This window comes from Paenibacillus salivarius (assembly GCF_051307165.1).
Lineage (GTDB): Bacteria > Bacillota > Bacilli > Paenibacillales > Paenibacillaceae > Fontibacillus.
Window position 1 is genome coordinate 2,693,971 of sequence record NZ_CP195592.1, and the last position, 21,248, is coordinate 2,715,218.

Consider the following 21,248-nt stretch of genomic DNA (forward strand, 5'->3'; position numbering starts at 1 on the left):
AACTGGTAAAGTTATTAGGGGCCAAATCCGGATGATTTTCATAGGGTTAACAGTTTCATAGTTAAAGGAGCTTGAAGAATGGAGACGTTTTTTTCAATTTTAAAATCGATTATTTTGGGGATTGTGGAGGGGATCACGGAATTTTTGCCGGTATCTTCCACCGGACACCTTGTCATCTTTGAAAATTTTTTGGGTTTTAAGGGGACTACCCCATCCTATGTCGAAATGTACACTTATGTCATTCAGCTGGGAGCGATTCTAGCGGTAATCGTGCTGTACTGGGGAAAAATCAAGGATACCCTGGTCAACTTTTTTCCGCAGAAGGTCGGGTTTGAGAAATCCGGGTTCCGGTTCTGGCTGATGCTGGCGATTGCCTGTATCCCCGGAGGTATTTTCGGGATTCTGCTTAACGACTGGTCGGATGAGCATTTGTTCACCCCGGTCGTCGTTGCGTTCACCTTGTTCTTCGGTGGTTTGTGGATGCTTTATGCAGAGAAGAAATTCCGCAACAACAGCCCTGGCGGCGGAGGGGACGAGCTGAACGTTACGGTGAAGCAGGCGCTGATTATCGGGGCGTTCCAAGTGCTCGCCATCATCCCAGGGATGTCGCGTTCCGCTTCCACGATCATCGGGGGCTGGGTAGCCGGATTGACGACCGTAGCCGCCGCAGAATTCTCGTTTTTCCTGGCGATTCCGGTCATGGTCGGGATGAGCTTTCTGAAAATCGTGAAAATCGGCGGATTCTCTACGATGACTTCCACGGAGCTGATATCGCTGGGCGTCGGTTTTCTCGTTTCTTTCCTCGTCGCTCTTGCCGTCATCAGTAAATTCATCGCATACTTGCAAAAGAAACCGATGAAAGTGTTCGTCTACTACCGGATGGTGTTCGCGATTATCGTGTTGGTAGCAGGTATTGCTGGATTTTTCCACTAAACACTAAAAGAAACAACAGCCCGGACTGGAATATGCAACGATTCCGGTTCGGGCTTCGTTATTTTTGTTAATAGATCTTATCGGGGGTAAATGAAAATGAGCGAATCTTTACATATTACAGAGGCTTCATTCAGAGATTTGGACGATGCGGCCATTTTGTTTGACCAATACCGGTCATTTTATGGACAAACAGCGGACCTGGAAGGAGCCCGAAGTTTTCTGTTTAATTTAATGGAGCATAGGGAGTCCGTTATTTTACTTGCCCGAGACGGCCAAAACGGGGACGCGGTTGGCTTTGCCCAGCTTTATCCCGTATTTTCTTCGATTTCCATGCGGCGGTCTTGGATACTCAACGATTTATTCGTCATGGAGTCTTTCAGGGCAAAAGGCATTGGAAAAAAATTGCTATCCGTGGTATCCGACTTTGCCAGACAAACCAAGGCCAAAGGCATCGCCCTGGAAACGGGAAGCGAAAATAAGAAGGCACAGAAGCTGTATGAGGAATTGGGTTACGTTAAGGATAATGATTTTTATCATTACTATTTAAAACTATAAAGGAAGGCATGATCATGAAGAGAATCGATATCGTTTACGCATTGATCACGAGCCCCGATAAAAGCCGGGTATTGATGGTTCAAAATCGGGATAAAGATAAACGGGACAAATGGACATTGCCGGGAGGTACCGTGGAAGCGGGAGAAACGCTCGTTCAAGCTTTGATCAGGGAAGCAAAGGAGGAGGCCGGCGTAGACATCGACGTGCACGGAGTCGCCGCAGTCAATGAAGTCATTTTCGCGGACAGGCAGGAACACTTCGTTCTGCTCACTTTTCGCGCGGAGATTACCGGCGGCAAGGAGGCGACCCAAACGCCGGATGAAATATCCGCGGTCGAGTGGATCGAGACGGAGCGGGCTGACCACCTTATGCCATACTATAAAGAAGGAATTACCGGTCTGGTTCGCAGCGGGCTGGAGGTTCCGTATGTTGATGAGGGAAAGGAATAGGTCGGGAATAAGATGATCATCTGGATAAACGGCGCGTTCGGATCGGGTAAAACTTCGGCGGCGTATGAGCTTGCCCGCAGAACTCCGGATTCCTTCGTCTATGATCCGGAGGAGGTCGGATATTTTCTCCGCAAGCGGCTTCCCGGGGGAATGCATACGGAGGATTTCCAGGATGAGCCTTTGTGGCGGGAAATGAACTATTTGCTGCTAAAAAGATTAAGCGAAGCTTATGGTGGCGTTTTGATCGTCCCGATGACGGTCGTGAACCCGCAATATTTTTCCGAGATTGTCGGGAGGTTGAGGGCCGATGGAGCCGAGGTTCGGCATTTTGCGCTTTGCGCCTCCCGCGAAGTTCTGTTGAAGAGGCTGAAACAACGGGGAGACGGGCGGAATTCTTGGCCTGCCGCGCAAATCGAACGCTGCGTCGCCGCGCTTGGCGACCCTGTTTTTAAGGAACAAATCGATACGGACCGCATGAGTGTGGACGAAGTGATATCGCACATTGCTTCCGCCTGCGGCATAAGTTTGATGTCCGAGACGCGAAGCCGGTTCCGAAAAAAATTGGACCGCGTCCTCGTCAAACTCCGCCATATCCGATTCCGGTGATCCTGCCCACAAACGGCCCTTTTTTGCTATAATAGACAGGATGTCATACAAACGAGCGCGGGGTGTGCGATAGATGAGAAATTATTTGGATTTGCTTCAGGACGTGCTGGATCATGGAACGCCGAAAGAAGACCGTACGGGTACCGGGACGATCTCGGTTTTCGGCCGGCAGCTGCGTTTTGATCTCAGCAAGGGATTCCCGCTGGTGACCACCAAGCGGATTCATTTGAAGTCGGTCATTCATGAATTGCTGTGGTTTCTTAAGGGAGAGACCAATATATCGTATTTAAAAGAACATGGCGTTCGCATCTGGGACGAATGGGCCGATGAAAACGGAGACCTGGGACCGGTTTACGGATCCCAATGGCGTGCCTGGGAGGCGCCGGACGGCCGCAAGATCGACCAAATCGCGAACGTGATCGAAGCGATCAAAAAAAATCCGGATTCACGGCGTCATTTGGTGAGCGCATGGAACGTGGCTGAGGTTGATAACATGAAACTGCCGCCTTGCCATTTCGTGTTCCAGTTTTATGTCGCGAACGGAAAGCTGTCTTGCATGCTGACGATGCGGTCGGTAGACACGTTCCTCGGACTTCCGTTTAATATTGCCAGCTATGCGCTGTTAACGCATATGGTCGCCCAACAGTGCGACCTTGAAGTCGGGGAATTTATCTGGTCCGGCGGGGATGTGCATATTTACAACAACCATTTGGAGCAAGTAAAAACCCAGCTGGAGCGGGAGCCGTATCCGTTGCCTCAGCTTGTGATCAAGCGTAAGCCGGATTCGATTTTCGACTACGTGTACGAGGATTTCGAATTTGTGGGTTACCAGTATCATCCGACCATTAAAGCCGAGGTATCGGTTTAATCAAACTGTTCAATTTATGAAAATCGACTGAGAGGGCGGGAATAGTATGGGAATCACACTCATCTGGGCCATGGCGCGGAACGGAACGATCGGGCGCGACAACCAGCTTCCGTGGCGGTTGCCGGCGGACCTGAAGTTTTTTAAGGAGCAGACCACCGGAAAGACGATGGTGATGGGCCGGAAAACTTGGGAATCGATGGGGAGCCGTCCTTTGCCGAACCGGAAAAGCGTCGTCTTGACCGGTGATCATGGTTACTGGGCTGAGGGCGCGGAGGTTGTCCATTCCGTGGAGGAGGCGCTTGAATACGCTAATGGAGGCGAACTGATGGTCATCGGCGGTGCGGCCGTGTTTCAGGCTTTCATTCCGTTGGCCGATCGTTTACTCGTGACGCGGATCGATGAGGAGATCGAAGGGGATGTCTTTTTCCCGAAAATCGAATGGTCCGAATTTAAACTCGTGAAGGAAACCGAGGGAATTCGTGATGAGAAGAACCCTTATCATTACCGCTTTTTAACTTACGAAAGAGGAACAAAGGCTGTACAATAGTGCAAACTATCGTATTAATTATCCATTAATAACGAATCCCCCTGATGCTAACATCAAATTACATTGAAATGTGAGCATTCAAGCGCTTGATGTTACCGCTAAAATAGATGGGGGATTCATACTATGTCTAAACCAACTGGGTTTATGGAATATAGCCGACAGCTTCCGGGGGACCGGAGTCCTTCCGAACGGATCAAAGACTGGCAAGAGTTTCACGACCATATGTCCGATGAACAATTGCAGAAGCAAGGCGCGCGCTGCATGGACTGCGGAACGCCGTACTGCCACACGGGCATCGATATGGTCGGGGGAACTTCCGGATGTCCGCTTCACAATTTGATTCCGGAGTGGAACAATCTCGTGTATCGCGGGCAGTGGAAGGATGCGCTGGACCGACTGCACAAGACGAACAACTTTCCTGAATTTACGGGCCGCGTTTGTCCCGCCCCTTGCGAAGGCTCATGTACCGTCGGGCTTATCGGTCAGCCGGTAACGATCAAGACGATCGAACAGGCGATCGTCGACAAAGGCTTCGAAGAGGGATGGATCGTTCCCGAACCGCCGGAACGGCGGACCGGATACCGGGTGGCCGTGGTCGGTTCGGGCCCCGCGGGCCTTGCGTGCGCGGCGCAACTGAACAAGGCGGGCCATGAGGTGACCGTCTTCGAACGCTCCGACCGGATCGGCGGATTACTCATGTACGGGATTCCAACGATGAAGCTTGATAAGGCGGTCGTGCAGCGCAGAGTGGATCTACTGGCTGCCGAGGGTGTCAAGTTTGTGACGAACACCGAAATCGGTAAGGATATTCCCGCGAAGCAGCTCGTCGAAGAATTCGACGCCGTGGTGCTTTGCGGCGGAGCGACCAAACCGAGAGAGTTCAATATCGAGGGAAGCGAATTGAAAGGCGTACAATACGCGATGCCTTTTTTGAACGGAACGATCAAGAGCTACCTCGATTCGGGACTCAACGACGGACAATATTTGTCCGCCGAAGGTAAAGACGTGATCGTCATCGGCGGCGGGGATACGGGGTCCGACTGCGTCGCAACCGCATTGCGGCACGGATGCAGCAGCGTGACCCAATTCGGTACGCATGCCAAAGCGCCGCTGGAGCGGGATCCGATCGGCAATCCGTGGCCGCAATTCCCGAATGTGTATACGCTCGATTATGCGCATGAGGAAGCAAAAGCCTTGTTCGGCAGCGACCCGCGCGAATTCTCGATCATGACCACGAAATTCGTCGGTGACGAGGAAGGAAACTTGAAGGAGCTGCATACGGTACAAATTCAACGGATCGTGGATGAAACCGGACGCAAAATCTACCAGCCGATTCCGGGTACGGAACGCGTATTCCCGGCGCAGCTTGCGCTGATCGCGATCGGGTTCGACGGTCCGGAGCAAGGCATCGTAGGTGAGCTTGGCCTTCAGACGGATCGTCGTTCGAATGTGAAAGCGAGATACGGAAAATATAACACCAATGTGGATAAAGTGTTTGCGGCAGGAGACATGCGCCGCGGACAAAGCCTTGTCGTATGGGCTATTCATGAAGGCCGCGAGGCCGCCCGGGAAGTGGATAAATATTTGACGGCTACGTCCCGGCCAAAAATTATGATATAATAGATTTAGCTTCTGGGCTGCGCGTAGCGCGGCCCTTTTTATTGCAAGACGCAAGAAAGTGGGGCTAAATAGCATGAAAACGCTCGTTATCGCCGAGAAACCGGACATGGGGCGGACGATCGCCGCGGTCATCGAGCCGCGGGCCAAAAATAACCGCTCCTATATTGAAGGAGACCGTTATATCATCACTTGGGCGATCGGCCATCTTCTTGGGTTGGCCGAGCCTGACGCGTATGACGAAAAGTACAAACGCTGGAATTTCGGGGATCTGCCGATTTTGCCGGACCGCTTCAAAATTGTGCCGAACCCGAAAACCAAGGATCAGCTCAAAACGATCGGAGAACTCGCCAAACGGTGCGGCGAGATCGTCAATGCCTGCGATGCAGGGCGGGAAGGGCAATACATCTTCGCTTTGATCCAGCAGCAGCTGAAGTTGACGCAGCCGGTCAAAAGATTGTGGATTTCCGACCTGACGGCCGAAAGCATTTCAAACGGCTTCACCCATCTGCATGACAGTTCCGATTTCGAAAACCTGACGCTGGCCGCACGGGCCCGCAGCGAGGCCGACTGGCTTGTGGGCATGAATGCATCGCGGGCGTTCACAACGAAGCACCGCACGCTTTTGTCCGTGGGCCGGGTTCAGACGCCGGTTCTCGCACTTATTTATGACCGCCAAAAAGAAATTGAAAGCTTTGATTCTCTTACATATTACGAGATTAAGGCGGAATTTCAGCAGGATGAACGGAAATACACGGGGACTTGGCAGGGAGACCGGCTTACCGACAAGGAGAAGGCCGCGGCCATCGCAGACAGGGTTAGAGGCCGTCAGGGCCGCATTTCCGAATATGAGGTCAAGGATATGAGGGAATATCCGTTCAAGCTGTATGATTTGACTCTGCTTCAGCGGGAAGCGAACGCCAAATACGGCCATTCCGCCAAGAAGACGCTGGATATCGCCCAAGCCTTGTATGAAAAGCACAAGGTAATCACCTATCCGCGGACGAGCTCCAACTATGTTACCGAGCAAAATATCGACGGGATGCATAAGACGCTCCATATGCTAAAATCTTCGCCGTCGTACAAGGAGTTGGCGGATGGTGCCAACCCCGGCATCGTGAATGTGAACAACAAATCGGTATGCAATCCGGCCCGGGTGGAGGATCATCATGCGATCCTGCCGACTTTAAGGCGGCCGGGGACGTTAAGCAAAGAAGAGCAGCAAATCTATGATCTGGTTGTGCGGCGTTTTCTTTCTCATTTTTACCCTCCGGCGGAGTATAAGCAGCACACGGTTATTACGGAGGTTGAATCCGAGTTTTTCAAAACAAACGTGAAAGAACTGCGTTTCCTCGGCTGGAAGGTATGTCTTCCCGGAGAAGAAAGCGGAAAGTCAAGTCCGCGCGGGAAGAAACAAGATGAGGAAGACGATCCGGAGGAGCTGGTGAACGAGCCGTTTTCGATTGATAAAGACCGGCCGGTGCAATGCGTCAGCTCTGAAGCGAAAGAGAAAGCGACGCAGCCACCGAAAGCTTATACGGAAGGTACCCTGCTAAAAGCGATGGAGAGCGCTGGAAAGCAGCTTGAAAATGAAGAGCTTCGCGACGCGATGAAGGATGCGGGCTTGGGGACTCCGGCCACGCGTGCGGCAACGATCGAACGGCTGAAGAAGGTCGGGTACATTACGATGCAAGGCAAACGGATCACGGTCACGCAAAAGGGAAGAACCGCGATCGAGCTGATTCGTCATGCCGGCGTCGAACTTCTGACTTCGCCTGAAATGACGGGGCAATGGGAGAGAAGGCTGCACCAAATTTCCAAAGGCGAAGCCGAACGCGACAAGTTTATGGACAACGTCAAACGTTTCACGGTTTCCATCATCGAGAAGGTGCGTACACAGCCGAAAGCCGATGCGGCCTTGTTCGGCAGCGTCGAGGAAGAGAAGGCAAAGCGCGGAAGCAGATCCTCCGCGAAAAAGAAGGCTACCCGTGAAGGCGCTCCAAGCCCTTCGAATGGGGGCGCTTCAAGCCTCCAGCCGCTTGGTCCGTGTCCCCGCGAAGGTTGCGGAGGTCAGTTGATCGAAGGGAAAAAGGGTTACGGATGCACGCATTACAAGCAAGGCTGCGGCTTTGTCATCTGGAAGGAATTTGCCGGAAAGCAAATTTCCCGGACGATGCTGCAGTCCATGCTCGGCAAAGGCCAGACTCAATTGCTGACGTTCAAACAGAATGATGCGGATTTCAAAGCCCGCATCCTGCTGTCGGATCGGAATACCGGCAAATTGGAGCTGCAGCGTACGGACTCTTGATCCGAATCGAATGAAGCAAAAAGACGACTCATGCCTCCGTCACCGGAGATGAGTCGTCTTTTTAAATGCTTCCGTTTCATTTCGCCCCGGAAACCGTTCCCGGGTGCTTGCGGGACAAGGTAAGCGCTTCGGCGATAATTCCGGGAACTTCACCGAGCGAAGCGACGGTGTACATGGACGTGTCCGACGTCTTTTTTAAATCGATCAGATTAAAGGACCATTCATTCGGATGCTTGATGTAAATGGTATTGATTCCGGCGGACAGGGCGGGGGCGATGTCCGTACGCAAGCTGTTGCCGATCATCCAGGTGCGCTTGCGGTCAAAAGAACGAGATTTCAAAATTTCCTCCAGCGCTTGGACGTTTTTGTGCCGGCGGATATAAATCCGTTCCTCGAAATAATCGGCGAGCCTCATCTGTTCGATTTTCCGCTGTTGAATGGCCGTTTCCCCACCGGTATACAAATTAAGCTCATGACCTTGAGAACGAAGCAGATTCAGCGTCTCCACCATGCCGGGATAAGGCTCGACCTCACGATCATAGACGCTCATGCCAAGCTTCATCAGATGGTCTTCTTCGCCGATTTTTGTCTCCCGCTGCAGCTGGTTGCAGAAAAAACGGTAGGTTTCGATCATCGAGTGAGGAAAATGCGTGCTGACAAAACCGATTTGCTCCACGCCGGCGACATCGATTTCCGTCTGTTTGTTGCGAATGTCAGCCTCGGTGACGCGAGTCTCACCAAACCAGGCCAAAAGCAGCTCTGTAAATTGATCAAGAACCTGGTCGAAATAAATATTGCATTGTACAAGAGTGTCATCCAAATCAAAGATGACCTGTTGATGAAGTGTGTTATTCATGGAAGTCTCTCCCTTGTCATAAACGAATATAAGATTCTAGGAAAATCTGGAGCTCGGAAGCTCCGTCGGGACGAATGCTGAATTTCTCCGTATCCCGGTCCACCAGGTGAACGCAGAGCAACCCGGCTACGCGAAGCCGCATGAGATGGTGCATCAGAGTTTCGCTGGATTCATGGAGTTCTTCGACCAGCTCCTGAAGCGATTTCGGCTGATCCGCCAAATATCGCAGCAAACGCAGCCGTTCCGGTTTGACGAGGGCTCGCGTTAGGCGGAGCAGGCAGACGGGAGGCTCGTCCTCGTCCAATTCGGGGAGATCGAGCGGATATTGAATCAGCAATGTACGTTCATAGAAACAGTATGTATTAATCGGGCGGAAATGAATCGAAGGCAGAAGGACGACCTTGTTAATCGGGAGCCCCGGATCCAAAACCACGCCTCCCGAGGCATATTCGACGAGGGATTCCGGCTCCATTTTTTGGACAAGCGCCAATTTCTCCTCCGCATCTTCCTCCAGCAGGGTGACATACTGAGCTTCGATATGTCGGAAATATTCTTGATTCCATAGGGTAAGCAGGGGAGCGTATGTTTGTAGACGAGTTATATCATCATTATTCACATTGGGAATATAGGGTTTAAGTTTGCGAAGCAGCACATTTACCGGGGCATTCCCGAGTTCGTTCAAAAATTGTTCGATATTGGCGTTCTCGTCGCGTTCCAAAATCAGGGCGTAAAGCAAATCGTAATCCGAAAACGGCAAATCGGCGGCTTCCTCAAACCGTTTCCGGTCCGTTTCCCCGATCCGGGACTCGATGGTTTCTATCCATTCTTGCCCCAAATCCAGATTATTTACCCACTTGCGGGTTGTATATATGATAAAACTGCTTAAAAGCTCATATACCGGAGAAACATCGATTTTAACGTCATAATACATGACCAGACCTCCCAGGGATCAAAGCATACAGTTCCATTATGGCTTGTTGGGCGGCAGGTTGTCTACTATAATGTTTGATAGATGCATGGAATGTGCGACGAGCAGTCCAAGTTAAAGAGACAGTTCAAAAAGTCATATTTTGATTCGGTGCCGAAACCCCGACTTTTTGATCACGTACTTAGAAGGAGAATCCATTTATGATCAAGGTTGAGCGCTTACTTAAAAAGGTGGACGGCAATAAAATAACGGTGCTGCGGAATGTGAGCGTCTCGTTTGAGCAGGGAGAGATGATCGGCGTTGTCGGGCCGAGCGGAAGCGGCAAAAGCACGCTTTTGCGCTGTCTTGCGCTGCGGGAGGCGTGGAACGAAGGTAATTATATTTGGGATGATAAGCCGGTGGTCAAGGGCGGCGGCAAAGGCGCGGGGAAATACAGGTCCAAATTCGCCTATCTGGAGCAGAATCCTTCCTTATATACGGAAAAAACCGCATTGAAAAACGTGCTGATCGGACAAAAGGGCCAGACGTCGTTTTTGAGAAGACTGACGGGGATGGTCCGTTCCGACGACTATATGGGCGCGATGGACGAACTGGAGAAATTCGGCTTACTGGATAAGGCTCATCTCCAGGCGGGAAAACTTAGCGGAGGCGAACGCCAGCGGGTCGCAATCTGCCGGGCGTTGGTGCACGGGGCCGGATTCATAGCGGCGGACGAGCCGGTCGTCGGCCTGGACCCGCATTCCGCGGATAAAGTGCTTGCGACATTGAAATCGCTTTGCACCGATCAAGGAAAGATCGTTGTCGCGGCTTTGCCGATCGAATTGGCGGAGCGTTTTTGCACGAGAATTTGGGGAATCTATGACGGGGAGCTCAAACTCGATGTTACGGGCAGACGCCTGACCGCCCATGAGAAGCGCTCCGTCGACCTGGTATGAAGAAAAGAGTGATACAATTGCGTCACAGTAGATGGATTACCGCTGCTGCCGGAAGCCTATTGCTTCTTTTGCTCAGCGGCTGCAATATTATCAAAGACCCGAAATCATTGATGGAGACGCCCCAGCTGTCTTCCGACAAGGAGTCGCTGATCAGCGTCATCAATGCAGAGCTGAAGGGAGCGCAGCCGATCCGTCCCCGGGATGTCAGAGACATCAGCTCCATCCGTACCCCGGATTTGAACAACGACGGGGTGAAGGAAGCGATCGTCTTTTATGAAACCCCGGACGAAGCGGTGCGTATTCACGGCATGATTCTGGAACATCAAAAGGATACCTGGGTACCGAAGGTCCGTTTTGACGGAGAAGGCCAAATCCTGGAGACGTTCGAATTGAGGGATATAACGGGGGACGGCAAGCTTGAAATTATCGCCGGTTACTCCGGCGGGGAAGAGGATTCCCAAAAGGGCCTCAACGTTTATTCCTATGACGGCAACCAGGTCGAAAGTTTGATCTCGCTGCCGTATAACGATTTTCTGATCGACGATCTCAATCAGGACGGCTTGCTCGATTTGACGGTCGTCACGCTGAAAAGAGACCAAAATGCCACGGTTACGACCTATCAATACAACGAAACCGCCGGCGCGTTTCAGGAACTTGATCAGATCCAATTGGACGATCCCATCAAGGAATATTACAACACCGTCAGCGGCAACATCACGACGAAGCTTAAGGGCATTATCCTTGACGCCGCGTTCGGGACGCATTACGCGTATTCCCATCTGATCGTCATGAAGGACGGCAAGTTGATCGATCTGTTGCCTTCGCAAGATTCGACTTTCAAAAATTATCCCGTATATAGCGGGGATGTCGATGGCGACGGTATTCTCGAGGTTGGACGTTCCGAGAAGCCGAAGGGCTGGGAAGATCGGCCTTATGACGAAATCCCGCTTTTTTCATATTACCGGTGGGATGAGGATAAGGAAGATAACCAGGGTTTAAGTTTCGTCATGCAGCAATATATGGATTTGCAGGGGCGTTTTTACTTCAATTTCCCGAAAGAATGGCGTGAAAATATTACGGTCGATCCGAAATCGAATCAAAACGAACACCTGTGGTTCACTAAAATCGATAATGGCGAAACCGTGGCGGAAATCCGCTTCTTCTCCTTATCGGAATGGGAACGGAACAAGGAAGACTGGGAACTGCTGGCCAGAGATAATGACAAAGTGATCGGATTTTTGAGCCATACTAATGTGAAAATCAACAAAGGGGAAAAAGAAATCAAACGTTAGGATTTGATGAGTCGAGGGGGAGAACAGGTTGAGCAAAGTTTTGATTTTGGAAGACGAAGAATCGATTCGCAGTTTTATCGTGATTAACCTGAAGCGGAACGGTTTCGAGGTGTTGGAAGCGGCGGACGGGAATGAGGCGCTTGCCAAGCTGCAAAGCGTGCCGGATATCGATATCGCGCTGCTTGACGTCATGGTTCCCGGCATCGACGGCTTTGAAGTGTGCCGCCGCATCCGGGAAACGAACGAGCGGATCGGGATCATTTTTCTGACCGCAAAAGTGCAGGAGCAAGATAAAGTGTACGCTCTTTCCGTCGGGGCCGACGACCACGTCAGCAAGCCGTTCAGTCCGACGGAATTGATCGCGCGGATTCAGTCCCTGCTTCGGCGGGTCAACGTATACCGGGAGAGCAGTGCGAAGGTCTCCTTTACTTCCGGTCCGTTTACATTGGACTTAATTTCCAAGCAGTTTAAGAAGAACGGCCGGCTGATCGAGCTTACGCCTACGGAATTTTCGCTGATCCAGTACTTTCTGGAACAGGAAAACACGCCGCTTAGCCGGGATTTGCTGCTGGATCATGTATGGGGGAAAGAATACATGGGCGATCCGAAGATCGTGGATGTGAACATCCGCAGATTGCGGCAAAAAATCGAAGCGAATCCTTCCGAGCCGGCGTATCTGCAAACCGTGTGGGGACACGGCTATAAGTGGAAAGGCGAGGGACAATGATCAAGAAAGGCATCGGACGACAAATCGTCATGCAATATTTTATCGTCGTATTCGTAACCCTGCTCATGGTGGAAGTTATTTTTTCCTTGGCCATCCGGGTTTATTATTACGACACGGTTTATAACCACATGTACACCCATTCGACCTGGGCGTCCGATTTCTTTCAGAAATTCGTAAGGCTGAGCGCGGACCGAGATCCCGACTATTTTACGGAGATGCTTAGAACCTTCGAATTGGACAACACGGAGCTTATGATTTTGACCCGGAAGGGCGAAGTCAAAGCCAGCAGTAATGAAATCCAGGCCGATAAGGCGATCCAGACCAGCGATGTCACGCAGGCCGCGGCCGGCAATGTCGGGAAATGGGTTGGCAGACAGCCTTCCACGGGCGAAATGGTGATGGCGGTTTCCACGCCACTGCAGGTGAGAGGCGAAAACAGGTATATCGTCAGGTTTGTCACTTCCCTGGAAGCCATCAATTCGAATCTGATGAAGCTGACCCTGTTATCATCGGCGGTCTGTCTGGCGGTGTTGGCGCTGGTCACTCTGTTCAGCATCGGTTTGGCCAATTCGATCGTGAAGCCGATCAACAACATTCGGGCCGTTTCGGCGCAAATGGCGAAAGGGAAATTCAACGTTAGGATTAAAGGGAACTACCGGTATGAACTTGGCGAATTGGCCGCCACGTTAAATTATATGGCTCAGGAAATCGTTCGGAGCAACCAGATCAAGGATGAATTTATATCTTCGATTTCCCACGAGCTCAGGACGCCGCTTACGGGGATCAAGGGCTGGAGCGAAACGCTGACCCTCGGCGGATTCGATCCGGAGGAAACCAAGATCGGCATGGGCATTATCGCAAAGGAAACCGATCGTCTGATCGGTCTCGTCGAGGAAATGCTCGACTTCTCCAAGCTGCAGCAAAACGAAATGAAGCTGGTCATCGGGCGCGTCAATTTGAAGGAACTGCTTCAAGAGACGATGCTGAATGTTTGGGCGAAAGCGGAACAGAAAGGTATTCAGCTCAAGCTCGAGGACGTGGCCGAAGAGGAAGACCGCGTTATCATTGTGGTCGGGGACGGCAATCGCCTGAAACAGGTATTTCTGAACCTCGTCGATAACGCCATCAAATTTTCCAATGAGAACAGCTGGATTCATCTTGTCGTCAGCCGAATCGAGAACGGCTTCGTTACCGTGGATGTGATCGATACCGGGATCGGGATCAGCGAAGAACACTTGCACAAAGTGAAAGACCGGTTTTTCCAAGTCAATCACCAGGGAGGCGGAACCGGGCTGGGACTTGCGATCAGTCAGCAGCTGGTTGACCTGCATCATGGGGAAATCGATATCCATAGCGAGCTTGGAATTGGAACGAGGGTATCGGTCAAACTGCCGATTGCGGAAGACGAGGTGAACAACGATGAGAACCCTGCTTGACACGATCGAATCCTCTGGGGGGACGTTTCAAATGGCGCTTGCGGCGGAGCAAGACGCGGATTTGGTACGCCAATTGCTAACGGAAGCTGCCGAATGGATGAAATCGCGGGGGATACGTCAATGGAATCCGGAACAGTTTACGGAGGATGAAATTCGCAAATATTTTGCGACGCGCGACATCTTTTTGATGCTCGACGGCACCGAGCCTGCCGGTATGTTCACGCTGCAATCCAGTGACCCCGATTATTGGGGGACGCTTAACGACGCAAGGTTCAATTATTTGCACCGCTTGACGGTCAGACCCTCTTATCGACGGCATTCGCTGGGCCGGGAAATGATTTATTGGGCGGCGAGACATAGCCGGAAAGCGGGCCGTAAAGGTTTGCGTTTCGACTGCTGGAGCGAGAATCACAAGCTTAATCCGTATTACTCGGAGCTTGGGATGGAAAAGCGGGGAATCGGCGAACTTAACGGCCGACAATATATTTTGTATGAAATGAATGCCGGGTTGTATCAAAATTTATAACCAAAAAGAATTGCGATAGCCGAAAAACCGGTCCCTTGATGGGCCGGTTTTTTTGTATGTCTAACGTTGTTTTTAAGAAGAGAGTCCTTCCGCGCGGAGGCGGGCCGTTTTATCGTATACTTCCTTCAGCAGACGGGAAGGCTGAGGACGAACAGCCGGTTTGGCATGAACGGTTTCATACGGACCGACAACCATGATTTCTCCCTCGGCTCCTTTGACGATCGCGCCGTCATGAATCACCGCACCTTCGCCGATAATGGCGCGTTCGATCCATACTCCGCGTCCGATTCGGGCGCCGGGCATAATAACGCTGTCTCTGATCTTGGCATAGCGGCCTACTTCGGTTCCGCCGAAAATGACCGACCGTTCCGCAGAGCCTTCTAATGAGCAGCAATCGTGGATCATGGAGCTTTTCGCCTGAACGCTGCGGTTTTTAAAGGCTTTCGATTTTGCGACCAGTTGCTCCCGGGTATACATTGGCCATGCCTCGTTGATCAATTTCCAGTCCGAGTCATTCGAGAGCAGGTCCATGTGGGCTTCCCAAAGACTTTGAACCGTGCCGACATCCCGCCAGTATCCTTTGAATTCGTAGGCATGAAGCGGTTTGTCGCCTGCGAGCATTTTAGGAATGACGTCTTTTCCGAAATCGTGGCTGGATTTGGGATTCAGGGCATCTTCCATCAGATGCTGTTTAAGGAAATCCCATTTGAAGATATAAATGCCCATTGAAGCCAGGTTACTGACCGGTTTTTCCGGTTTTTCCGCGAATTCGGTAATTCTGGAATCGGCATCCGTCGACATGACGCCGAACCGGTGAGCTTCTTCCCAAGGGACTGGCATCACGGAAATCGTTGCCGAAGCCTCGGACCGAATGTGGAAGTCAAGCATCTCGCGGTAATTCATATGATAAATGTGGTCGCCAGAAAGGATCAATACATGCTCCGGTTCATGACTGTCCACATATTCCATATTTTTAAATATGGCGTCCGCCGTTCCTGCATATTCCTCAACACCAGCGTTATAAGAAGGGAGCAAGGAAATTCCGTTCGTTGCCGTACGCGGCAAGTTCCATGGTTCTCCTTCTCCAATATGGTCATGCAAAGATGCTGCTTCATATTGAGTGAGAACTCCGATGGTGTCGATTCCCGAATTCACGCAGTTGCTGAGAGGAAAATCAATAATACGGTATTGTCCGCCAAAATGGACGGCGGGTTTCGCAAGCTTTGACGTAAGCGGGGAAAGCCGCCTTCCTTCGCCACCGGCCAATAGCATTGCAATGCAGTCTTTCTTCTTCATTTCGTTTCCCTCCCGTAAGGTTTCGTCGTCTGTGTAGTACATACATAAACGAGATATAATGCTGTTGAAACTAGAATTATGGAAATCCAAAGAAAATATTACATTTATTTTTTCAACACGAAATTTTGTGTTCATTTTCGGGAAGTTTTGGGTAAATATTTAAGTGGGAACTATACATAAAGCAGGTGATGAATTGTCCGAGCCAGTTAAAACGGAATACGTATCGAGACAAGATATCTATTTATTTCATGAAGGAACGCTGTATCGCAGTTACCGGACTTTCGGCGCTCACGTTACGGAAGAGAACGGCGAGCCCGGCGTCCGGTTTACCGTTTGGGCTCCGGGGGCCCGCCAGGTATCCCTTGCCTCCGATTGGAACGGTTGGGACGGGGAGAACGATTTATTATATAAGATACCCGAATCGGGAATTTGGAGTCGTTTTTTCCCCGGCGTCGAACAAGGAACTTTTTACAAGTACGAAATCACGGATGCTACGGGAAACAAATTTTTGAAAGCAGATCCTTATGCTTTTCACGCTGAAGTCAGGCCGGCTACGGCTTCGGTGGTCAAGTCCATCGAAGGCTATAAATGGAATGATGCGGCGTGGAGACGCAAAAATCGCGTTCCGTACGGACGCCCGCTTAACATTTATGAGCTTCACTTCGGAACCTGGAAACAACGGGCGGACGGAAGCCTGTACACTTATCGGGAAATGGCCGACTTGCTTATACCGTATGTCGAACAAATGGGATATACCCATATCGAAATTATGCCCCTGACCGAGCATCCTTATGACTTATCCTGGGGTTACCAAGCTACCGGTTATTACGCCCCGACGAGCCGTTACGGCGAACCGGCGGATCTGATGTATTTCGTCGACCGCTGCCATCAAGCGGGAATCGGGGTTTTGCTGGATTGGGTTCCAGGTCACTTCACCAAAGACGCTCATGGACTTCGCATGTTCGACGGCACGCCGCTGTATGAATATGCCGATCCGGGCAAAGCGGAAAAACCGGGCTGGGGCACGCTTAGCTTCGATTTCGGAAAACCTGAGGTACGGTCGTTTTTGATCTCGAACGCGCTATATTGGCTGGAGATGTATCACTTTGACGGCTTGCGCGTCGATGCGGTAACCAGCATGCTCCGCCTTGATTTTGAAAAACCGGAAGGGCAGTATACCAGGAACGAGCGGGGCGGAATTGAAAATTTGGAGGCTGTCGCCTTTTTGCAGCAGCTGAACGAAGCGGTGTTCCGCTATTATCCGAACACGCTGATGATGGCGGAGGAGTCCAGCGCCTGGCCGATGGTGACGGCCCCCGTTCATGACGGCGGACTCGGTTTCAACTACAAATGGAACATGGGTTGGATGAACGATACGCTTGCTTATGTGGAAACCCCGTTTTGGGACCGGCCGAAGCGCCATAACCTGCTTACCTTTCCCATTTGCTATGCATACTCGGAGAATTTTGCGTTGCCACTGTCCCATGACGAAGTCGTCCACGGAAAAAAATCGCTGCTGGACAAAATGCCTGGTAATTATGAAGAAAAATTTGCGGGACTAAGGCTGCTTCTTGGTTATCAGATTACTTTTCCGGGCAAAAAGCTGTTGTTTATGGGAGGAGAATTCGGCCAATTTATCGAATGGCGGGATCAAGCCGAGCTCGACTGGTTTTTGCTGGATTACGAATCGCACCGGAAATTGAAAGATTACACGGCCGCCTTGAACCGTTTCTATCTCCAGGAGCCCGCGCTTTGGGAACTTGACCATACGTTTGAAGGATATGAATGGATCAATGCGGATGATGCCGGGCAAAGCGTTATTTGTTATTTGCGAAAAGGAAAGAAAGTGAAGGATACCTTAATGGTCGTCATCAACTTTCAGCCGGTTACCCGGGAACCTTACAGGATCGGGGTACCGAAAGCCGGCGTTTACGAAGAAATATTCAGCAGCGAGGATCCGGAATATGGCGGCGGGGGAAAGGTGTACAAAAAAGGCGTCATGACAGAGGAAGTAGCATGGCACAACCAGCCAAACAGTCTCGAACTGTCCCTGGCGCCGCTCAGTATATCCATCTGGAAAAAATCCGCGGCTAAACCAGCCCCCAAAAGGAGGAAGAAAAAATGAAAATCTTGTTTGCCGCCGCCGAAGCAGCCCCGTTCATCAAGACGGGAGGCTTGGCGGACGTGATCGGCGCGCTTCCTAAGGCGTTAAAAAACGAGGGACATGATGTTCGGATCGTACTTCCGAAGTATAAGGATATTCCGAATGCATATATGGATCAGGTGCAGCATCTTGGTGAAGTTTCGGTTCCGGTGGGCTGGCGAAAACAGTATTGCGGAATCGAATACCTTGTCTGGGACGGGATCCCGGTTTATTTTCTCGACAACGAGTATCATTTCGGGAGAGACGGCGTTTACGGGTATTGGGACGACGGTGAGCGGTTTGCGTTTTTGGACCGGGCCGTGTTGGAAATCTTACCGGCGATCGATTTTATTCCGGACGTTCTTCACTGCCATGATTGGCATACGGCGATGATCCCGCTGCTCTTGAAGGAGCATTTCGGTTGGAACCGGGATTACGCCGGAATTCGCACCGTATTTACGATCCACAACTTGCTGTATCAAGGCATTTTTCCGTACGAGGTACTCGGCGATTTGCTCGGATTGCCGGATTCGTATTTTACGCCGGACGGGGTGGAGTATAACGGCAATGTCAGCTTCATGAAGGCGGGGCTTGTCTTTGCGGACCATGTTACCACGGTAAGTCCGACCTATGCGTCGGAAATTCGGACGGAGCATTACGGATACGGGTTGGACGGTTTGCTCCGGTCACTCGGGGATCGGTTATCCGGCATTGTCAACGGCATCGATGTCAAGCTGTATAATCCTTCGACCGATCCGGAAATCCCTGTACGATACCGTACCAGCCTGAGCAAAAAACGGGAGAATAAGATCGAATTGCAGAAGGAACTCGGCTTGCCCCAAGCGCCGGACGTTCCGCTCGTAGCGATGATCACCCGGCTGGTCGAGCCGAAAGGACTGGATCTGGTCACGAGGATCATGGATGAATGGCTTCATTTCGACGACGTCCAGTTTGTCGTGCTCGGCACGGGGGACCGCGCGTATGAAGATTGGTTTAAGGAGGCTGCTTATCGCCATCCGGAAAAACTGTCCGTGCAAATCAGGTTCAGCGACGCATTATCTCGCCGGATTTACGCGGGCAGCGATATCTTCCTGATGCCATCAAGGTTTGAGCCCTGCGGGATCAGTCAGCTGCTCGCTCTCCGTTATGGAAGCATTCCCGTGGTCAGAGAGACCGGCGGGCTCAATGACACCGTTCACGCCTATAATGAATATACAGGGGAAGGGAACGGATTCTCGTTCACCAACTTTAATGCCCATGACTTATTGTTCACACTGAGACGAGCGATTTCATTCTACCAGCGACCGGAGGAATGGAAAAAAATCGTCGCCAACGCCTTTGCGGGCGATTACAGCTGGAACGGCTCGGCCAGGCAGTATATCGATATTTATGAACGCCTTACCCGGTAAAACAAAAGCCAGACCTCGGAATTGTTGTCCGGGTCTGGCTATCTTTTTATTTCAATTTGCGGTATAAAATCCGAAATCCGAAAGGATCCAATCCGATGTTCATCATCCCGTCCTTCGGTTTTACGCGCTCTTCGGATAACGCGTCCCGCCAATCTTCCGTTTCCATCGGGTGGGACAAAGTACGGTATTTACCGGTGTTATTCATCCAAACGGTGAAATGCATGTGTTCATCCATCCGTTCGTAGACGATGCAAGGATCGTTGCTGTTCGCCTGCAGAAAGCGGAACCGTCCTTGGCGCAGGGCACCGTGCTTTTTACGAAGCGCGATCATCAGTTTATAAAAGTCATAAAGCTCCCGATCCTGCTTACGGATATCCCATTCCATGCATTTTCGGCAATCGGGATCGCCTTCCCCGGTAATCCCGACTTCATCCCCGTAAAAGATGCACGGGGTGCCGATATACGTAAACAGAAAAACGACGCACAGCTTCAGCTTTCTTTTGTCTCCGCCGACCCTCGTCAGCAAACGCGGGGTGTCATGACTGCAAAGCATATTGAAGATGACTTCGTTCGTTTGCTGCGGATAACGCATGATCAGGGCTCCCATTTCATTGGAGAAACTGTAGCCGTCCATGCCCCCGTTGAAAAACTCGAGCACCTTATCGGCAAAAGGGTAGTTCATGACCGAATCGAATTGGTCGCCGAGCAGCCAGGTTAACGAATCGCTCCAGACTTCCCCGATAATGTAGGCCTCCGGATTCGCCTTTTTGACGACTTGCCTGAAATCGCGCCAGAAATGGTGATCGATCTCGTTCGCCACGTCCAGCCTCCAGCCGTCGAGCTTAATCTCCCGGATCCAGTATTCCGCCACGCCGAGCAGGTACTCTTTTACCTCCGGATTCGCCGTGTTGAATTTCGGCATATTCCCAAAAAAACCGAACGTATCGTACGTGGGGATTCCGTCCTTGATTCGGGGCGGATATTCATTGATGTGAAACCATTCCGCATATTTGGATTTCTCGCCGTTTTTCAGCACATCCTGAAACGGGGGGAATTGCTCTCCGCAGTGGTTAAACACCGCGTCCAGCACCACGCGGATTCCGCGCTCGTGGCAGGCATTGACGACGCGCTTCAACAGTTCGTTATCCCCGAAGTGCGGATCGACTTTTTTGTAGTCCACGGTATCATACTTATGATTGGAAGGGGAAACGAACAACGGTGTGAAATAAATCGCATTAACGCCCAGATCGGTCAGATCATCCAAATGATCAAGCACGCCTTGCAAATCTCCGCCGAAGAAATTGTCACGCGTGGGCTTTCCGCCCCAAGGCACGGTATGCTCCGGATCGTTCGAAGGGTCGCCGTTGGCGAAACGTTCGGGCATGATTTGATAAAAGACCGCCTTTTTGGCCCATTCGGGAACCTTGAACAGATCGATTTCATGAATATACGGAAATTCGTACAGCTCACCCGGCGGTGTCGGCCCTTCATGCTGAACGCCCGTGTCCAGCATATACACCGTTTCGGACCCGGAAGTGAGTTTAAATGCATAGGACAGCCGCTTAAACTTTGGTTTTACGGCGACTTCCCAATAATCGAACATCCGGTCATGCGCCGCTTTTTCCAATGGGATTTCCTGGTACGTTCCGTCCCAATTATATTTATCGCCCGTCATGGCATAAACATGCTCCACATCGTCACGCTTCGTCCGCACGCGCAAATGGATCGTCGATGCATCATAAGCATAAGCCCATTTATCCCGGGGGACATGGTAGAGAGCTTCAAGAAGCACGGGGCCACCTCCTCACGTCATCTTA

The 21,248-nt window shown here is 51.2% G+C and carries 19 protein-coding genes; 15 read left to right on the forward strand and 4 right to left on the reverse strand.

Annotated features, from left to right (window positions below):
• The first annotated feature begins 78 nt into the window (after positions 1-78).
• The 8 genes from ACSFXJ_RS12175 (at position 79) to ACSFXJ_RS12210 (ending at position 7,883) form a co-directional block, all read left to right on the forward strand.
• On the forward strand, positions 79-933 hold the full coding sequence (locus tag ACSFXJ_RS12175) for an undecaprenyl-diphosphate phosphatase (protein WP_435925515.1): 855 nt from the start codon (positions 79-81) through the stop codon (positions 931-933).
• Between the two features lie 96 nt (positions 934-1,029).
• Positions 1,030-1,488: a GNAT family N-acetyltransferase gene (locus ACSFXJ_RS12180; protein ID WP_435925516.1), complete on the forward strand. Its 459-nt coding sequence runs from the start codon at positions 1,030-1,032 to the stop codon at positions 1,486-1,488.
• A gap of 14 nt (positions 1,489-1,502) precedes the next feature.
• Positions 1,503-1,937 carry an NUDIX hydrolase gene (locus ACSFXJ_RS12185; RefSeq protein ID WP_435925517.1) on the forward strand — a complete coding sequence of 145 codons (435 nt, stop codon included), beginning with the start codon at positions 1,503-1,505 and terminating at the stop codon, positions 1,935-1,937.
• Between the two features lie 12 nt (positions 1,938-1,949).
• Complete coding sequence (locus ACSFXJ_RS12190; RefSeq protein ID WP_435925518.1) at positions 1,950-2,543, forward strand: AAA family ATPase; 594 nt, start codon at positions 1,950-1,952, stop codon at positions 2,541-2,543.
• A gap of 73 nt (positions 2,544-2,616) precedes the next feature.
• Positions 2,617-3,411 carry a thymidylate synthase gene (gene thyA, locus ACSFXJ_RS12195; RefSeq protein ID WP_435925519.1) on the forward strand — a complete coding sequence of 265 codons (795 nt, stop codon included), beginning with the start codon at positions 2,617-2,619 and terminating at the stop codon, positions 3,409-3,411.
• Positions 3,412-3,457: 46 nt separating this feature from the next.
• The gene (locus ACSFXJ_RS12200; protein ID WP_435925520.1) at positions 3,458-3,958 is read left to right on the forward strand and encodes a dihydrofolate reductase; all 501 of its coding nucleotides are present in this window, start codon (positions 3,458-3,460) and stop codon (positions 3,956-3,958) included.
• Between the two features lie 123 nt (positions 3,959-4,081).
• The gene (locus tag ACSFXJ_RS12205) at positions 4,082-5,578 is read left to right on the forward strand and encodes a glutamate synthase subunit beta (RefSeq protein ID WP_435925521.1); all 1,497 of its coding nucleotides are present in this window, start codon (positions 4,082-4,084) and stop codon (positions 5,576-5,578) included.
• 73 nt (positions 5,579-5,651) lie between these two features.
• The gene (locus tag ACSFXJ_RS12210) at positions 5,652-7,883 is read left to right on the forward strand and encodes a DNA topoisomerase 3 (protein ID WP_435925522.1); all 2,232 of its coding nucleotides are present in this window, start codon (positions 5,652-5,654) and stop codon (positions 7,881-7,883) included.
• A gap of 76 nt (positions 7,884-7,959) precedes the next feature.
• Here the strand turns inward: ACSFXJ_RS12210 and ACSFXJ_RS12215 are convergent, their stop codons facing one another.
• Both ACSFXJ_RS12215 and ACSFXJ_RS12220 read right to left on the reverse strand, forming a co-directional pair.
• The gene (locus tag ACSFXJ_RS12215) at positions 7,960-8,739 is read right to left on the reverse strand and encodes an HAD family hydrolase (RefSeq protein ID WP_435925523.1); all 780 of its coding nucleotides are present in this window, start codon (positions 8,737-8,739) and stop codon (positions 7,960-7,962) included.
• Positions 8,740-8,755: 16 nt separating this feature from the next.
• Positions 8,756-9,670: an ArsR/SmtB family transcription factor gene (locus ACSFXJ_RS12220; RefSeq protein ID WP_435925524.1), complete on the reverse strand. Its 915-nt coding sequence runs from the start codon at positions 9,668-9,670 to the stop codon at positions 8,756-8,758.
• A gap of 197 nt (positions 9,671-9,867) precedes the next feature.
• On the opposite strand from ACSFXJ_RS12220, the gene ACSFXJ_RS12225 reads away from it, so the two are divergent.
• Genes ACSFXJ_RS12225 through ACSFXJ_RS12245 form a run of 5 tightly spaced genes read left to right on the forward strand, consistent with a single transcriptional unit; the run spans position 9,868 to position 14,583 of the window.
• Positions 9,868-10,602 carry a phosphonate ABC transporter ATP-binding protein gene (locus tag ACSFXJ_RS12225; RefSeq protein ID WP_435925525.1) on the forward strand — a complete coding sequence of 245 codons (735 nt, stop codon included), beginning with the start codon at positions 9,868-9,870 and terminating at the stop codon, positions 10,600-10,602.
• Positions 10,603-10,610: 8 nt separating this feature from the next.
• A complete protein-coding gene (locus tag ACSFXJ_RS12230) occupies positions 10,611-11,894 on the forward strand; it encodes a hypothetical protein (protein ID WP_435925526.1) in 1,284 nt (427 codons plus the stop codon).
• 28 nt (positions 11,895-11,922) lie between these two features.
• Entirely contained in the window at positions 11,923-12,621 is a 699-nt protein-coding gene (locus ACSFXJ_RS12235) for a response regulator transcription factor (protein WP_435925527.1), read from the forward strand.
• The gene (locus ACSFXJ_RS12240; RefSeq protein WP_435925528.1) at positions 12,618-14,057 is read left to right on the forward strand and encodes a sensor histidine kinase; all 1,440 of its coding nucleotides are present in this window, start codon (positions 12,618-12,620) and stop codon (positions 14,055-14,057) included. The genes ACSFXJ_RS12235 and ACSFXJ_RS12240 overlap by 4 nt, the downstream gene beginning before the upstream one ends.
• Positions 14,041-14,583, forward strand: coding sequence for a GNAT family N-acetyltransferase (locus tag ACSFXJ_RS12245; protein WP_435925529.1), 543 nt, complete (start codon positions 14,041-14,043; stop codon positions 14,581-14,583). Before ACSFXJ_RS12240 ends, ACSFXJ_RS12245 begins: the two co-directional genes overlap by 17 nt.
• A 72-nt stretch (positions 14,584-14,655) precedes the next feature.
• Here the strand turns inward: ACSFXJ_RS12245 and ACSFXJ_RS12250 are convergent, their stop codons facing one another.
• A complete protein-coding gene (locus tag ACSFXJ_RS12250) occupies positions 14,656-15,879 on the reverse strand; it encodes a glucose-1-phosphate adenylyltransferase (protein WP_435925530.1) in 1,224 nt (407 codons plus the stop codon).
• A gap of 193 nt (positions 15,880-16,072) precedes the next feature.
• Between ACSFXJ_RS12250 and glgB the strand changes: the two genes are divergently transcribed.
• Entirely contained in the window at positions 16,073-18,004 is a 1,932-nt protein-coding gene (glgB, locus tag ACSFXJ_RS12255; RefSeq protein WP_435925531.1) for a 1,4-alpha-glucan branching protein GlgB, read from the forward strand.
• Positions 18,001-19,431 carry a glycogen synthase GlgA gene (glgA, locus tag ACSFXJ_RS12260; protein WP_435925532.1) on the forward strand — a complete coding sequence of 477 codons (1,431 nt, stop codon included), beginning with the start codon at positions 18,001-18,003 and terminating at the stop codon, positions 19,429-19,431. Before glgB ends, glgA begins: the two co-directional genes overlap by 4 nt.
• Positions 19,432-19,477: 46 nt before the next feature.
• Here the strand turns inward: glgA and ACSFXJ_RS12265 are convergent, their stop codons facing one another.
• A complete protein-coding gene (locus ACSFXJ_RS12265; protein ID WP_435925533.1) occupies positions 19,478-21,223 on the reverse strand; it encodes an alpha-glycosidase in 1,746 nt (581 codons plus the stop codon).
• Positions 21,224-21,248 lie beyond the last annotated feature (25 nt).

What these genes read in the sequence shown, in the direction of transcription:
- ACSFXJ_RS12250 (WP_435925530.1), bottom strand. Translation starts at nt 15,879, where the DNA reads ATGAAGAAGAAAGACTGCATTGCAATGCTATTGGCCGGTGGCGAAGGA.
- ACSFXJ_RS12200 (WP_435925520.1), top strand. Translation starts at nt 3,458, where the DNA reads ATGGGAATCACACTCATCTGGGCCATGGCGCGGAACGGAACGATCGGG.
- ACSFXJ_RS12185 (WP_435925517.1), top strand. Translation starts at nt 1,503, where the DNA reads ATGAAGAGAATCGATATCGTTTACGCATTGATCACGAGCCCCGATAAA.
- ACSFXJ_RS12180 (WP_435925516.1), top strand. Translation starts at nt 1,030, where the DNA reads ATGAGCGAATCTTTACATATTACAGAGGCTTCATTCAGAGATTTGGAC.
- ACSFXJ_RS12190 (WP_435925518.1), top strand. Translation starts at nt 1,950, where the DNA reads ATGATCATCTGGATAAACGGCGCGTTCGGATCGGGTAAAACTTCGGCG.
- thyA (WP_435925519.1), top strand. Translation starts at nt 2,617, where the DNA reads ATGAGAAATTATTTGGATTTGCTTCAGGACGTGCTGGATCATGGAACG.
- ACSFXJ_RS12205 (WP_435925521.1), top strand. Translation starts at nt 4,082, where the DNA reads ATGTCTAAACCAACTGGGTTTATGGAATATAGCCGACAGCTTCCGGGG.
- ACSFXJ_RS12215 (WP_435925523.1), bottom strand. Translation starts at nt 8,739, where the DNA reads ATGAATAACACACTTCATCAACAGGTCATCTTTGATTTGGATGACACT.
- ACSFXJ_RS12220 (WP_435925524.1), bottom strand. Translation starts at nt 9,670, where the DNA reads ATGTATTATGACGTTAAAATCGATGTTTCTCCGGTATATGAGCTTTTA.
- ACSFXJ_RS12175 (WP_435925515.1), top strand. Translation starts at nt 79, where the DNA reads ATGGAGACGTTTTTTTCAATTTTAAAATCGATTATTTTGGGGATTGTG.
- glgA (WP_435925532.1), top strand. Translation starts at nt 18,001, where the DNA reads ATGAAAATCTTGTTTGCCGCCGCCGAAGCAGCCCCGTTCATCAAGACG.
- ACSFXJ_RS12210 (WP_435925522.1), top strand. Translation starts at nt 5,652, where the DNA reads ATGAAAACGCTCGTTATCGCCGAGAAACCGGACATGGGGCGGACGATC.
- ACSFXJ_RS12225 (WP_435925525.1), top strand. Translation starts at nt 9,868, where the DNA reads ATGATCAAGGTTGAGCGCTTACTTAAAAAGGTGGACGGCAATAAAATA.
- ACSFXJ_RS12245 (WP_435925529.1), top strand. Translation starts at nt 14,041, where the DNA reads ATGAGAACCCTGCTTGACACGATCGAATCCTCTGGGGGGACGTTTCAA.
- ACSFXJ_RS12240 (WP_435925528.1), top strand. Translation starts at nt 12,618, where the DNA reads ATGATCAAGAAAGGCATCGGACGACAAATCGTCATGCAATATTTTATC.